This is a genomic window from Pararoseomonas baculiformis (genome assembly GCF_017813395.1).
GTDB classification, from domain to species: domain Bacteria; phylum Pseudomonadota; class Alphaproteobacteria; order Acetobacterales; family Acetobacteraceae; genus Roseomonas; species Roseomonas baculiformis.
The window spans coordinates 41,210-54,322 of the sequence record NZ_JAGIZB010000027.1 but is presented as its reverse complement, the minus strand read 5'-3'; the positions used below and the strand labels follow the sequence as shown (position 1 = coordinate 54,322).

The 13,113-nt window shown below is 69.2% G+C and carries 13 protein-coding genes and 1 rRNA gene; 6 read left to right on the top strand and 8 right to left on the bottom strand.

Annotated features, from left to right (window positions below):
* From J8J14_RS20760 to J8J14_RS20750, 3 genes are all read right to left on the bottom strand, one after another.
* Positions 1-118 (bottom strand): 16S ribosomal RNA (locus J8J14_RS20760); the annotation flags it as partial.
* Between the two features lie 521 nt (positions 119-639).
* A complete protein-coding gene (locus J8J14_RS20755; protein ID WP_209381466.1) occupies positions 640-1,632 on the bottom strand; it encodes a Bug family tripartite tricarboxylate transporter substrate binding protein in 993 nt (330 codons plus the stop codon).
* A gap of 154 nt (positions 1,633-1,786) precedes the next feature.
* On the bottom strand, positions 1,787-2,674 hold the full coding sequence (locus J8J14_RS20750) for a LysR substrate-binding domain-containing protein (protein WP_209381465.1): 888 nt from the start codon (positions 2,672-2,674) through the stop codon (positions 1,787-1,789).
* A 105-nt stretch (positions 2,675-2,779) separates the two neighbouring features.
* Here J8J14_RS20750 and J8J14_RS20745 point away from each other — a divergent pair, with 105 nt between their 5' ends.
* Entirely contained in the window at positions 2,780-3,028 is a 249-nt protein-coding gene (locus tag J8J14_RS20745) for a DUF1127 domain-containing protein (protein ID WP_209381464.1), read from the top strand.
* Between the two features lie 30 nt (positions 3,029-3,058).
* On the opposite strand, the gene J8J14_RS20740 is transcribed toward J8J14_RS20745, so the two are convergent.
* The gene (locus J8J14_RS20740) at positions 3,059-3,763 is read right to left on the bottom strand and encodes a trypsin-like peptidase domain-containing protein (protein WP_209381463.1); all 705 of its coding nucleotides are present in this window, start codon (positions 3,761-3,763) and stop codon (positions 3,059-3,061) included.
* A gap of 281 nt (positions 3,764-4,044) precedes the next feature.
* Here J8J14_RS20740 and J8J14_RS20735 point away from each other — a divergent pair, with 281 nt between their 5' ends.
* On the top strand, positions 4,045-4,737 hold the full coding sequence (locus J8J14_RS20735; RefSeq protein WP_209381462.1) for an ImuA family protein: 693 nt from the start codon (positions 4,045-4,047) through the stop codon (positions 4,735-4,737).
* Between the two features lie 24 nt (positions 4,738-4,761).
* On the opposite strand, the gene J8J14_RS20730 is transcribed toward J8J14_RS20735, so the two are convergent.
* From J8J14_RS20730 to J8J14_RS20715, 4 genes are all read right to left on the bottom strand, one after another.
* Positions 4,762-7,053, bottom strand: a complete 2,292-nt coding sequence (locus J8J14_RS20730) for a xanthine dehydrogenase family protein molybdopterin-binding subunit (protein ID WP_245216027.1) — start codon at positions 7,051-7,053, stop codon at positions 4,762-4,764.
* A gap of 13 nt (positions 7,054-7,066) precedes the next feature.
* The gene (locus J8J14_RS20725) at positions 7,067-8,089 is read right to left on the bottom strand and encodes an FAD binding domain-containing protein (protein ID WP_209381461.1); all 1,023 of its coding nucleotides are present in this window, start codon (positions 8,087-8,089) and stop codon (positions 7,067-7,069) included.
* Positions 8,086-8,643 carry a (2Fe-2S)-binding protein gene (locus J8J14_RS20720; RefSeq protein WP_209381460.1) on the bottom strand — a complete coding sequence of 186 codons (558 nt, stop codon included), beginning with the start codon at positions 8,641-8,643 and terminating at the stop codon, positions 8,086-8,088. Before J8J14_RS20720 ends, J8J14_RS20725 begins: the two co-directional genes overlap by 4 nt.
* A 169-nt stretch (positions 8,644-8,812) precedes the next feature.
* On the bottom strand, positions 8,813-9,505 hold the full coding sequence (locus J8J14_RS20715; protein ID WP_209381459.1) for a GntR family transcriptional regulator: 693 nt from the start codon (positions 9,503-9,505) through the stop codon (positions 8,813-8,815).
* Positions 9,506-9,614: 109 nt separating this feature from the next.
* Between J8J14_RS20715 and J8J14_RS20710 the strand changes: the two genes are divergently transcribed.
* The 4 genes from J8J14_RS20710 to J8J14_RS20695 all read left to right on the top strand — a co-directional run bounded on the left by J8J14_RS20710 (position 9,615) and on the right by J8J14_RS20695 (position 13,096).
* Positions 9,615-10,481, top strand: a complete 867-nt coding sequence (locus J8J14_RS20710; protein ID WP_209381458.1) for a fumarylacetoacetate hydrolase family protein — start codon at positions 9,615-9,617, stop codon at positions 10,479-10,481.
* A gap of 2 nt (positions 10,482-10,483) precedes the next feature.
* On the top strand, positions 10,484-11,149 hold the full coding sequence (locus J8J14_RS20705; RefSeq protein WP_209381457.1) for a polysaccharide deacetylase family protein: 666 nt from the start codon (positions 10,484-10,486) through the stop codon (positions 11,147-11,149).
* Positions 11,146-12,120, top strand: a complete 975-nt coding sequence (locus J8J14_RS20700) for a Bug family tripartite tricarboxylate transporter substrate binding protein (protein ID WP_209381456.1) — start codon at positions 11,146-11,148, stop codon at positions 12,118-12,120. Before J8J14_RS20705 ends, J8J14_RS20700 begins: the two co-directional genes overlap by 4 nt.
* A gap of 70 nt (positions 12,121-12,190) precedes the next feature.
* Positions 12,191-13,096: a dioxygenase family protein gene (locus tag J8J14_RS20695; protein WP_209381455.1), complete on the top strand. Its 906-nt coding sequence runs from the start codon at positions 12,191-12,193 to the stop codon at positions 13,094-13,096.
* Positions 13,097-13,113 lie beyond the last annotated feature (17 nt).

The window sequence follows — 13,113 nt, the reverse complement described above, 5'->3', positions numbered from 1 at the left end:
TGGACATGTTCCTACGCGTTACTCACCCGTCCGCCACTGACATTGCTGCCCGTGCGACTTGCATGTGTTAAGCATGCCGCCAGCGTTCGCTCTGAGCCAGGATCAAACTCTCAAGTTCATCCAGGCCATCAGCCCTAAAGCCTCAAAACCCTTCCGATAGACCCTAACCAAAACTCCACTCGCTCACTCTTCGCCTGCAACCCTCACCCTCGAAAAGGCTCAGAACACATGGCACTGGCCACGCATCCCTCCCCATCCACGATCAACCCCAGGACAACCACCAAAGGCCACCCCAAGATCAAGGCAAGAAATCCACAGGATCTCTTCTCGTCTTCAGGAAATCAGATATGATTGTGAAGGAACGAACCCAGCGAAGGCGAGAAGCGTCACCGGGCAGCCCTTCCGAGCCACCTGATGACCGACCCTGCATCCGAGGGAGGAGCCGCTGGACCGGAGCGTTTCAGGCGCTTCGTCCGTCGGCGTGGGCGGCTTATATGGGCGTCCGCAGGCCCCGTCAAACCCCTTTTTGGTCGGTTTCATGACTTTCCGCAGGCGCCACGAAACTGCCTGCCCGGCGCCCTCCCCGGATGCCCGCGAAGGTGGTGAGGGGCGCCCTGGACGGACACCCCTCGCCTACCCTTAACCGTCGGCCCGGATATCGGCCGAGCGGATTACCTGGGCCCATTTGTCGATCTCGCCGCTCAGGAAGCGGCGCGCCACCTCCGGCTCGGACCCGACCACATCGGCCCCCTGCTCTTCGATCTTCTGGCGCACCTCCGGCTCCTGGAGGACCTGCCGGATCGCAGCGCTCATCCGCGCCAGGATGGGTTCGGGCGTCCCGGCCCGGCCCATCAGCATCCACCAGGTCGGCGCCTCGAAGTCGCCCACGCCCTGCTCGGCGAAGGATTTCGCCCCGGGGACATGGCGGCTTTCCGTGCGGGTGGTCACGCCGAGCGGGCGCAGCGTGCCGCTCTTGATGTGCTGGCTAATGACCACGACGTTCGACATGAACAGCGGCACATGCCCGGCCACGGCGTCCTGCGTGGCCGGCCCGCCCCCGCGATAGGGCACATGGGTGAGGCGGAAATTGCCCTTCTGCTGCAGCAGCGTGGTGGCCACATGGGCCAGCCCACCCACGCCCGAGGTGGCGTAGTTGATCGTGTCGGGGGCCTTCTTCGCGGCCTCCACCACATCCTGGTAGCTGCGGTAGGGGGTGGACTGGTGCGCGACCAGCGCGAGCGGCCCGGTTGCCACGAGGCTGACAGGCGAGAAAGCCTCAAGCGCCTTGTAGGGCAGGCGCATCACCGTCTGGTTCGTCGCCTCCGTGTCGTAGGCGAGCATCCATGTATAGCCGTCGGCCGGGGCACGGGCCGCCTCGCCGGCGCCGATGGAGCCCGAGGCGCCACCCCGGTTCTCGACCACGATCGGGCGACCGAGCACCTCCGCCAGGCGCGGCTGGAAGATTCGGGCGACCACATCCGTGGAGCCGCCGGGGGGCCAGGGAACGATCAGGCGGATCGGCCGGTCCGGCCAGCTACCGGTGCCCTGGGCCCGCAGGACAGAAGGCATTGCCAGGCCTGCAGCCGTCGCCACGATCAGCCCGCGCCGGCCCGTATTCGGGCTTCGGATCATGCTTTGCTCCTTGAACGTCTCGTCCGCCCCGTTTCCGGGCGTCGGGGCGCAGCTTCGACGCTGGCTGCACGGCATGCAACCCATTCCGGCCGGCGGGCGCATTCCGCAACCACCCTGGGGCCGAATGGGCGGGGAACAGGCACCCTTCCCTTTCCTAGGCGGCCCGGGCTCCCGCGCCGGGCTGGTCGCGGAATCCCGCGCGGATGTGGCTGGCCAGGGCCTCGGCCGCGGCGCCCGGATGCATCAGCAGCGCGATGTCGAGCACGGGCAGTTCCGGCATCCCGTCCTCTGTACCCAGGAGGCGAACCCCGGCCGGCATGGCAACCGAGAGCCCCACGGTCACCCCCAGCCCTGCCAGCACCACCGCATGGGTGCCGGTCTGCGAGGCGGAGGAATAGGCCATGCGCCAGGGCATCCCGGCCCGATTCAGCGCCTGGGTGGCCGCGCCGCGCCAGGCGCATCCGGTGTGGCAGAGCACGAGGGGCAAGGGCCGCATGAGGTGGACCGGACGTGCCGCGGGGCCCATCCAGCGCAGCGGCCCGCTCCAGAGCGCCTCGGCCTGCACGCCCGGCGCCTCGCTGCCGGCGGAAAAGAGCGTGATGTCCAGCTCGCCCTTGTCGAAGCAGGTCAGCAGCGCGCTGGAGGGAAGGCAGACGACCTCCACCTCGGCGGCTGGATGCGCCTCGGCGAAGCCGGCCAGGATCTGCGGCAGCCAGAGCAGGGCGTAGTCGTCCGGGCAGCCCAGGCGGATATGGCCCGAGATCTCCGGCGTGCGGAAATTGGTGAAGATCTCGTCATGCATGGCCAGGAGGCGGCGCGCGCGGTCCAGCAGCCAGATGCCATGCGGGGTGGGCGTCAGCCCCTTTGGACCGCGGAGCAGCAAGGGCTGGCCAAGCAGTTCCTCCAGCCGCCGCATCTGCATGGAAACCGCGGACTGCGTGCGTCCCACGCGCATCGCGGCACGGGTCACGCTGCCCCCTTCGGCGACCAGCACGAAGGACCGCAGCAGGTCGGGATCAAGCCCGGTCGGGATGGTGATCATGGCGGTATCAGCATCGCTGATGCCGATGTTCAAAACAACTCGTTTCCCTTATGACGATGCCGGGCCGATCTTCCCCTCGCGACATCACGAGAGAGGATCGCACCCATGTCCGGCCACGTCATCACCCGCAGTGCCCTCGCTCGGGAGGCCTGCTCCGCCGCCCGCCGCGTTCCGGCCCGGCACGGGCGGGCGTTCGGATGGTTCCAAGGCATCTCCCACATGCTGCGCGTTATCGAGGAGCGACGCATCCTCGCCACGCTGGATGACCGCATGCTGTCCGATGTCGGGCTCAACCGCCTGGAGGTGGAACGCGAGATCGCGCGGGCGCCCTGGGATCTGGACCGGCGCGGCTGAAGGCGGCGCAGGTTCGCCGGGCGGGGTGCGCTAGCCCACGCCTTCAAGGCGAGAGGCCTCCTCCGTCACCTCATGGATGGAGAGGATAAAGACCCGGCGGTCCCGGCCCGCAGCCAGGCCGCCGAGGTCCAGCCCGCTGAGCAGGGCGAGCATATTCGCCGTGGCGCCATCGGGAAGCGCGGCCACCAGGCCGCGCAGCCTGCCGTCAGGCCCCACCACCGGCCCGCCAGAATAGCCCATCAGGGCCGCCATCCGCGCCGTGAAGCCACGGCCGAAGCGCGGCAGGATGGCATCCGGGATTTCCACCGCGCCGGCGGCGACCTTCGCGCCGATTCCCGGCATGCCGGCGGCCCAGATGGGATCCCCGGCCGCCACTAGGCGCTCACATATGCGGGCGGGGGCGAGAAGCCCTTCGCCGTCCCCCAGGATGGAGAGATCCATCCGGGGACTGCGCGCCAGCACGGGCACGCGGCGGGCAGGCGCGCCATCGCCCCGCCGCAGCCATACCGCCCGGTCGCCGCGGGGCAGGACGTGGCTTGTGCAGGCGACACGTCCAGGCGCCACCGCCACCGCCGAGCCAAGCAACGGCCCGGGACGGCCGCCGTTATCGGCATGCAGCGCCGCGAAACCCGTCCCCACCAGCGGCGCGATGGGCGTGCCGGCCGTTTCCTCGACCAGCGACCCGGTGCAGCCAGCCAGGGGCAACAGGGCCAGAAGGCCGCGGCGCGGGGTCATCACCTGCTCAACCCTCCCTGCTGATGCCCGGACGCTGCTTTTCTGGGCATCCCGTCCTCCCCGGGCCACCATCGCGCTGGCAGGCGAAACGGCCGCGTGTTGCAGCGTGCGGCACAAAACAGAACATTGTATGAACGGACATGCCCGCTGATTTGCCCCCCCGGCCCTGCCGCGCAGCCGCTCCTGACGCTACCCCCGGGGAACCGGCAGCGCCTCGTCACGATTCCGAAAGGAGCCACGATGCGTCCGGGCCGGGTTCCGGCGGCTTCGATCGCCGCGCCGTGCTCGCGGCGCTGCGGGCCCGGGCCGCCCGCGGTGAGAAGGCCGGGCTGGCGGAGCGCGAGGAACCACCCGTCATTTCCCTCTGCCCCGAGATGGACCGGCACCTGCCCGGCGGCGGCCTGCCACGCGCGGCGCTGCATGAGGTGGTGTCGGATGGTTCCGGGGCGGCGGCCGGATTCGCGGCGCTCTTGATGGCGCGTTCCGGTGGCACGGTGTTCTGGATCTCGCGCGATACGGATACCGGCCTGCCCGGGCTCGCCGCCTTCGGCCTTTCCCCTGGCCGCCTTCTCCTTGCCCGGCCCCGCAGCCAGCAGGACGCGTTCTGGGCGGCGGAGGAGGCGCTGCGCTGCTCCGCGATTTCCGCCGTGCTGCTGGCAGGGGAGCAACCGGACGCCGCGGCCATGCGCCGCCTTCAGCTGGCGGCCGAGACGGGCGGCGGGATCGGGCTCCTGCTGCGGGAGAGCGAGGAGGATGAGGGACCCTCCCTCGCCACCACGCGCTGGCGGGTGACAGGGCGCGCGGGCGGCTCCATGCACGACCTCGGCGACCCGCAATGGTCGCTGGACCTGTTGCGCTGCCGCGCTGGCCGCCCCCGCAGCTGGCATGTCACCTGGCGCGCGGGGATGGACAGCCTCGTGCTGGATGACGAGGCGCGGGAGGAAGAAGCACCGAGGCGCGCCCGCCGCCACTGAGCAGATGGCGCGCCCCGGAAGGGTTCAGTCGGCGTCCTCCATCTCCAGCAGCCGGTCCACCGTGATGGGCAGGTGGCGGACGCGCTTGCCGGTGGCGTGGAACACGGCATTGGCGATGGCGGCCGCCGTGCCGACGATCCCGATCTCGCCCAGCCCCTTCACGCCGATCGGGTTGATCTTGTCCTCGTGCTCCTCGACGAAGATGACGTCGATGTCGTGGACGTCGGCATTCACGGGGATGTGGTACTCGGCGTAGTTGTGGTTCATGAAGCGGCCGAGATGGTGGTCCATCATGGACTCCTCGGTCAGCGCCATCCCTATGCCGAAGACGACGCCGCCCAGGATTTGGGAGCGCGCGGTCTTCGGGTTCAGGATCCGCCCCGCCGCCACCGCATCCACGATGCGCGTCACCCGAATGCGGCCCAGTTCCTCGTCCACCCGCACCTCCGCGAAGATGGCGGAATGGGTGTAGGCGGCGTAGCGCAGCTGGGTGATGCGGCTGGGGCTGCCCGTCTCCTCGGCCTCGATCCGGTCCACCGCGCCGGCGCGCATGGCGTCCTGGATGGTCACGAAGCGGGACGGATCGGAAATCAGTTCCATCCGCCCGTTGCGGAAGGCCACGCGCCCTATCTCGGCATTGGCGAGCGGAGAGCCGTCCATGCCGCGGGCGTATTTGAACAGCTGTTCCCGCACCGTGTTGCAGGCCAGGTGCACCGCCGTGCCCGCCGAGGCCGCGGCCCAGGAGCCGCCCTCGACCGGAGAGAAGGGAAGCTTGGAATCGCCCACCAGCGCCGTGACCTTCTCCATCGGCAGGCCCAGCGCATCGGCGGCGATCTGGGTCAGGATGGTGTAGGTGCCCGTGCCGATATCGGCGGTGGCCGTGCCCACCTCCAGCTTGCCGTCGATCGTCAGCGTGGCGCGTGCGGTCGTCTTCTGCATCTGCGCCTCCCACATGCCGCTCGCCATGCCCCAGCCGATCAGCTCCCGCCCTTCCTTCATGGAGCGCGGTTTCGGGTTGCGGCGTGCCCAGCCGAAGCGCTCCGCCCCCAGCTGGTAGGCGGCGCGCAGCTCCTTGCTCGTGAAGGGCTTGCCGTCGCCCTCGTTGATCTCTGCGTAGTTTTTCAGTCGCAGCTGCAGCGGGTCCATGCCCAGCCTGTAGGACAGCTCGTCCATTGCCGATTCCAGCGCGAACATGCCGGTGGGCGCGCCCGGCGCGCGCATGTCGCCGGGGGTGTAGGTATCGGTCTGCGCCAGCTTGTAGGTCGTGGCGACGTTGTCGCAGTGATACATCATGGCCGACCAGCTGACGATCGACTCCTGGTAGTCCTCGAAGGTCGAGGTGTTGCCGATCACGTCATGCCGGATGGCCTGCAGCTCGCCATCGGGGTTGGCGGCGATCGCCATGTCCTGCAGCGCATCAGGCCGATAGGTGAAGGTGAACATCTGGTCGCGCGTCAGCATCACGCGCACCGAGCGCTTCAGTTCCAGCGCCGCCATCACCGCCAGGAAAAGCTGGTATTGCGGCCGCAGCCCCGAGCCGAAGGCGCCACCGACGAAGGGTGACTTCACATGCACGTCGTCCTTGGAAAGGCCGAAGACATGGGTGATGTAGGACTGTGTGTTCTGCACGCCCTGAATCTTGTCATAGACGGTGATCCTGCCGCCGCCCTCCCAGACCACGGTGGAGGCGTGCAGCTCCATCGGGTTGTGATGCTCGATCGCGATCCGGTAGGATTCGTCCACCTTCACCGGCGCGGCGCCGAAGCCCGCTTCCGCATCCCCGCGCGGCGCGGGCGGCGCCATGCCGGAACGCGTCTTGGGCGGCTTGTAGGCCTGCGCCCGCACCTTCGCGAGGTCGGTCTCGTGCTTCTCCTCCTCATAGGTGACGCGAACCAGGGAAGCGGCATAGCGCGCGATCTCGGAGTCCTCGGCCACCACCAGCGCCACGGGCTGGCCGCTGTAGAGGATCTTCTCGTCATAGAGCGGGCGGAAGGGCGTGCCGGGCGGCGCCACCTCATCCTGATAGGCCTTGCTGCGCCAGGCCGTGCGCGGACGGTTCTCATGCGTGAAGACCTGCACCACCCCCGGCACCGCCATGGCGGCCGAGATGTCGATGCTGCGGATCCGACCCTTGGCGATGGCACCGGAAACGACATGGCCATAGGCCAGGTCCGGCGCAGTGTACTCGGCCGCGTAGCGCGCCGCGCCCGTCACCTTGGCCCGGCCGTCCACCCGGTTGCGGGGCGCCCCCACATGCGGCTGGTGCAGGGCGGTGTCATGGGGCTGGAACATGCCGGCCCGCTGGTTCTCGTGCATGGCGCGGCCCCTCCTACTGGATGCGCTTGTCGGTATGGGATTGCGGCGTGCCCGCCGCGGCCTGGGACAGGGCGCGGATCACGGCGCGATGGGCCAGCGGCACCTTGAAGTCGTTTCCGCCATGGCCCTGTGCCCCTTCCAGGAGGCGCTGCGAGACCGAGGCGAAAAGGGCCCGGTCCGGCACCTTGCCGCGCAGCAGGTCCTCGGCTTCCGGCACTCGCCAGGGCTTGTGCGCCACACCGCCCAGCGCGATGCGCGCCTCGGCCACCCTGTCGCCATCCATCTCCAGCGCCACCGCCACGGAGACAAGGGCGAAGGCGTAGGAAAGGCGGTCGCGCAGCTTCAGATAGGTGTGGTGCTTGCCCGCGAAACGCGGCTCCGGCAGCTCCACGGCCAGCACGATCTCATCGGCATGAAGATTCGTGTCCTTCTCCGGCATGTTGCCGGGCAGGCGGTGGAAATCGGCCAGGGGAATGTCGCGCTCCCCGTTCGGCCCGGCCACCTTGACCACCGCCTCCAGCGCAGCCAGCGCCACGCACATGTCGGAAGGATGGGTGGCGATGCAGTGCTCGCTGGTGCCCAGGATGGCGTGGATGCGGTTCACCCCCTGCTTCGCCGGGCAGCCCGAGCCGGGTACGCGCTTGTTGCAGGGCATGGCCGCGTCATAGAAGTAGTAGCAGCGCGTGCGCTGCAGCAGGTTGCCGCCCGTGGTGGCCGCGTTGCGCAGCTGGGCCGTGGCGCCCGCCAGGATGGCGGAGGAGAGCAGCGGGTAGCGCTCCTTCACCCGCTCGTCATACGCGGCCGCGGTGTTGGTCACCAGCGCGCCGATACGGAGCCCCCCGGTCTCCGTCTCCTCGATCTCCTTCAGCCCGGGCAGGCGGGAGACATCGACGAGATGGGTGGGACGCTCCACCTCGTATTTCATCAGGTCCACGAGGTTCGTGCCGCCCGCGAGGATCTTCGCCGCCGGGTTCGAAGCGACCTCGCGCAGCGCATCCGCCACACTGCCCGGGCGGGCATAGGAGAAGCGGTTCACTTGGCGGACTCCTTCGAGAGCACGTCCTCGATCGCATCGACGATGTTGGTATAGGCACCGCAGCGGCAGAGATTTCCGCTCATCATCTCGCGGATCTCCTCGCGGCTCCGCGCGTGGCCTTCCTTCAGCAGCCCCACCGCCGAGCAGATCTGCCCCGGCGTGCAGTAGCCGCACTGGAAGGCGTCATGCTCGATAAAGGCCTCCTGCATCGGGTGCAGCGTGCCGTCCGGCCCCGCCAGCCCCTCGATCGTCGTGACCTCGCAGCCATCCTTCTGCACGGCCAGGGCAAGGCAGGAATTGATGCGCTGGCCGTCCACCAGCACGGTGCAGGCCCCGCATTGCCCGTGATCGCATCCCTTTTTCGTTCCATAGAGCGAAAGCTCTTCGCGCAGCAGGTCCAGCAGCGTGGTCCATGGCCGCACATGCAGCTCCCTCGTCTCGCCATTGATGGTCAAGGTGAGCGGGATCTCGCCGGGCAACGCGGCGGGCTGCCCCTGGGCGAAACTGTCATCCGGCGCGAAGCCCTGCCGGGCGGGAAGTTCGAGATCTGCCATGATGGTGTCCTGCTGGAAGCCTGGGCACCGGAAGCAGCCATCTGCGATGGCGGGCGCGCGGAATGCGGCCCCGCCGCCTCCCCTGCCGGAGCCTCCGTGTCTTGGCCGAGGAAACGAAAGGATTGCCGCCCTGGTTGCGGCCGGGGGGCGCCCTGCCCGCGCCGCGGCGCTAGCCCGCCCGCCGCCCCAGATCGGCCCCGACAAAGGCGCCCGTCCGCTCGTAATGCTGGGCCAGCAATGCCGTCGCCGTCCCGGCATCCCGTTCCAGCGCCGCGCGGGCGATGGCGGCGTGCTCCGCCGCCACATCCCGGTCGGGATAGGCCACGGTGTTGGCAAGGGCGCGGTAGCGCCGCGCCTCCTCGCGAAGCCGGTCGCAGAAGGCGATCAGCTGCGGCGCCCCGCAGGCCTCCAGCAGGGCCTGGTGGAAGCGGAGATGGCAGGCTTCCCATTCCGGATTGGTGGCGAAGCGGTGCGGATCGAGGGAACGCGCCAACCGGTTCAGCCGGTGCTCCGCAAGCACCACCGCATCTTCCCAGGCGGAATCGCCGAGGCGCAGGGATTCCCGCAGCGCCGCGCATTCCGCCAGCACCCGGCTGCGGATCAGCCCGTCCAGCTGCGAGGGGGCGGCGGCCGCGACCCGGAAGCCCCGGTGCTCCAGCCTTTCAGCCAAGCCTTCAGCCGCCAGCTTCGACAGGGCCTCGCGCATCGGCGATGCGCCGGCGCCATAGCTTTCAGCGAGATCGCGCAGCTTCAGCTTCAGTCCAGGTGCCAGCCGGCCGGAGAGAATGTCTTCCCGCAGCCGGCGATGGACCGCGGTGGCGAGGGTGGGATCGCGCCCTTCGCTCTGGGAAGCCTGGGACATGGCCCGATTATTCGGCATTCCGGCCCCAGGGCAAGGCTTTGCGATGTTCCTGCTTGACCTTCCAGGAATTTCGACAAAACCTGTCGCCATCAAACGGAGGAAACGCCGCGTGCGTCTGATAGCGTTCGAGCATGAGGGCCGCCCGGCCCTCGGCGCCCGCCTGGGTGACGAAGTGGTGGCCCTGGCCGATGCCATTCCCGGCCTGCCCACCGACCTGCTGGCCGCCTTCGCATCGCTCAACCTGCCGGAAGGCGCCCCGGCCCTGGCCGCGAAGCTGGAGGGCGCGCCGCGACGGAAGCTGGCCGGGCTGAAGCTGCTTCCCTGCATCCCGCGCCCGGGCAAGATCATCTGCATCGGGCTGAACTACGTGGAGCACGCGAAGGAGGGGAACAACCCGATCCCCGACTACCCCGCCGTGTTCTTCCGCGGCCATACCTCCCTCGCCGCCCATGGCGAGCCGCTGCTGCGCCCCAAGGTCTCGGACAAGTTCGACTATGAGGCGGAGCTGGTGATCGTGGTCGGGCAGCAGGCCAAGCACCTGACGGAGGAGAACGCCCTCTCCTGCGTGGCCGGCTACACCTGCATGAACGAGGGCTCGCTGCGCGACTACCAGCGCAAGGGCGCGCAGTGGACGGTCGGCAAGAACTTCGACCGCACCGGCGGCATCGGCCCCGAGATCGTGACGCCGGACGAGATCCCGCAGGGCCCGAATGCGCTCCGCATCACCTCCCGCGTCAACGGGCAGGTGATGCAGGACAGCAATACCTCGGACATGATCTTCTCCGTGCCGCGCATCCTCGCGATCGTGACGGAGGTGATGACGCTGGAGCCCGGCGACATCATCGCCACGGGCACGCCCAGCGGGGTGGGCTATCCGCGCAAGCCGCCCGTCTTCATGAAGCCCGGCGACACGATCGAGATCGAGATCGAGGGCATCGGCATCCTCTCCAACACCGTCGAGGACGAGGCCGCCTGACCATGGCCGGGCCTGTTGTCACACTGAGCTTCGACAACGGCCCGGAACCCGAGGTCACGCCCGGCGTGCTGGACACGCTCCGCCGCCGGGGGCTGCGGGCCACCTTCTTCGTCATCGGCCGGAAGCTGGCCGAGCACCGGAAACTGGCCGAGCGCGCGCATGCCGAGGGACACTGGATCGGCAACCATACCTGGACCCATGAGCGCCCGCTGGGCGAGATGCCCGACGAGGCCGCGACGGCGGAGGCGGAGATCGGCCGCACCCAGGCGCTGATCGGCAATCTCTCCCATCCAGACCGCCTCTTCCGCCCTGTCGGCGGCGGGGGCACGCTGGGGCCACATCTGCTGAGTGGCGCCGCGCTCGACCACCTCACGCAAGGGGGGTTCACCTGCGTGCTGTGGAACGCCGTGCCCGGTGACTTCCGCGACGCCGAGAACTGGCCGGAACGCGCCCTTGCGATGTGCCGAGGCCCCGATCCGGTCGCACTGGTGCTCCATGACCTTCCCAATGGCGCCATGCGCCAGCTCGACCGCTTTCTCGGCCGGCTGGAGGATGCTGGCGCCCGCTTTGCGCAGGATTTCCCGCCATCCTGCATTCCCCTGCACCGGGGCGAGGCCATCGGCCCGATCGCCCGCTACACCACCCGACATACCGGAGCCGCCGCATGACCCATCTTCCGCGCCGTGCCCTGCTGGGTGCCCTTGCCGCCCTCCCCGCCGCGCGGGCCATGGGACAGGGCGCCGGCACCTGGCCGAACCGCCCCATCCGTCTGGTCGTGCCCTTCGCGGCGGGCACCACCACCGACATCCTCGGCCGCATCCTGGCCGAGGCGCTGGCGAAGGAGGCGGGCCAGCCCGTGGTGGTGGACAACCGCGCCGGCGCGGGCGGCAATGTCGGTGCCCAGGCCGTCGCGCGTTCCCCGGGTGATGGCTACACGCTGCTGCTGGGCACGAATGGCACGCACGGCATCAATGTGAGCCTCTATGCCGATCAGGGCTTCGACCCGATCCGCGACTTCACCCCCATCGCGCCCTATGTCGCCACGCCCAGCGTGCTGGGGGTTCCGCCCTCGCTCGGCGTTTCCTCGGTGGCGGAGTTGGTGGCGCTGGCGAAGCGCCGTACCCTGACCTTTGCCTCGGCCGGCAACGGCACCACGGGGCATCTCTCCCAGGCACTGCTCAACCTGCGCGGCGGGCTGACCACGGAGCATGTTCCCTACCGCAATGCCGGCCAGGGCGTGACGGACCTGATCGCCGGCCGGGTGGACGGGATGTTCTACCACCCGCTCGGCCTGAAGCCGCATCTGGAGGCCGGCACGCTGAAGGCGCTGGCCGTTACCTCCGCCTCCCGCATCTCCATGCTGCCGGACATCCCCACCATGCAGGAATCCGGCCTGCAGGACTTCGTGGTCGAGGGCCGCTGGTCCCTCTACGGGCCCGCGAACATGCCGGCCGAGGCCGTGGCGCGGCTGAACCGGGCCACCAACGCCCTGCTCGCCGATCCGGCCTCCCTGGCCAATCTGCGCGCCCAGGGCGTGGAACCCATCGGCGGCACGCCGGAGAAGCTGGCCGAGATGACGCGCGAGGAAATTGCGAAGTGGCGTGCCGTGATCACCGCTGCCAACATCAAGCCGGACTGAGGGGCTGATCCCCCACGGAACGCAATCCGAGGGCAGGCGAAGGAGACCTGCCCCGGACGGAGGAGCGAGAATGGCTGACCTGGACCAGAACACCGTCACCGATGCGGTGATCGAGCAGATGGCCGCCACCCCGGACCCGCGCATGCGGGAGGTGATGGCGAGCCTCGTCCGCCACCTGCACGACTTCGCGCGGGACGTGCGGCTGACCCCGGCCGAGTGGCTGGCCGCCATCGACTTCCTCACCCGTGTCGGCCAGGCCTGCACGCCCATCCGGCAGGAGTTCATCCTCCTTTCCGACACACTCGGCCTGTCGCGCCTCGTCAACCTGATGGACGACAAGGCCAACCGCGTGGGCGAGGCGACGGAGACGAGCCTGCTCGGTCCCTTCTACCGCGAATCCTCCCCGCAATTCGCCTATGGCGAAAGCATCGCCAGCCGCGCCAAGGGTCCGGAGATGATGCTGTTCGGCCGCGTGCTGAACGAGGCTGGCGAAGGCGTGCCCAACGCGATCGTCGAGATCTGGCAGACGGACGCGGACGGAGCCTACGACCTCCAGGTGAACAACCCGGAGGTGATGGACATGCGCGGCCAGTTCCGCACCGATGCGGAAGGGCGCTACGCCATCCGCACCCTTGTCCCGATCGGCTATTCCATCCCGATGGACGGGCCCGTGGGCGCCATGGTGCGCGCCCAGAACCGCCACGGCTTCCGCCCCGCCCATATCCACATGCTGATCGGGGCCGAGGGCTACCGGGAGCTGGTCACGGCGCTCTACCTGGGCGACGACAAGCATATCGGCTCCGATACCGTCTTCGGCGTCTCGGAATCCCTCGTCGTCCGTCCGCGCACCGGCGTGGAGGGCTCGCCGGATCCGGGCCTGCCCAGCGTGCGCTACGACTTCCGCGTGGCCCGCAAGGCCGAGCATGACACGTCCGGCCGCGTCGGGGCCGACCCATCCAGGATCGCGGCCGAATAGCCGCGCGCAGCGCAAGC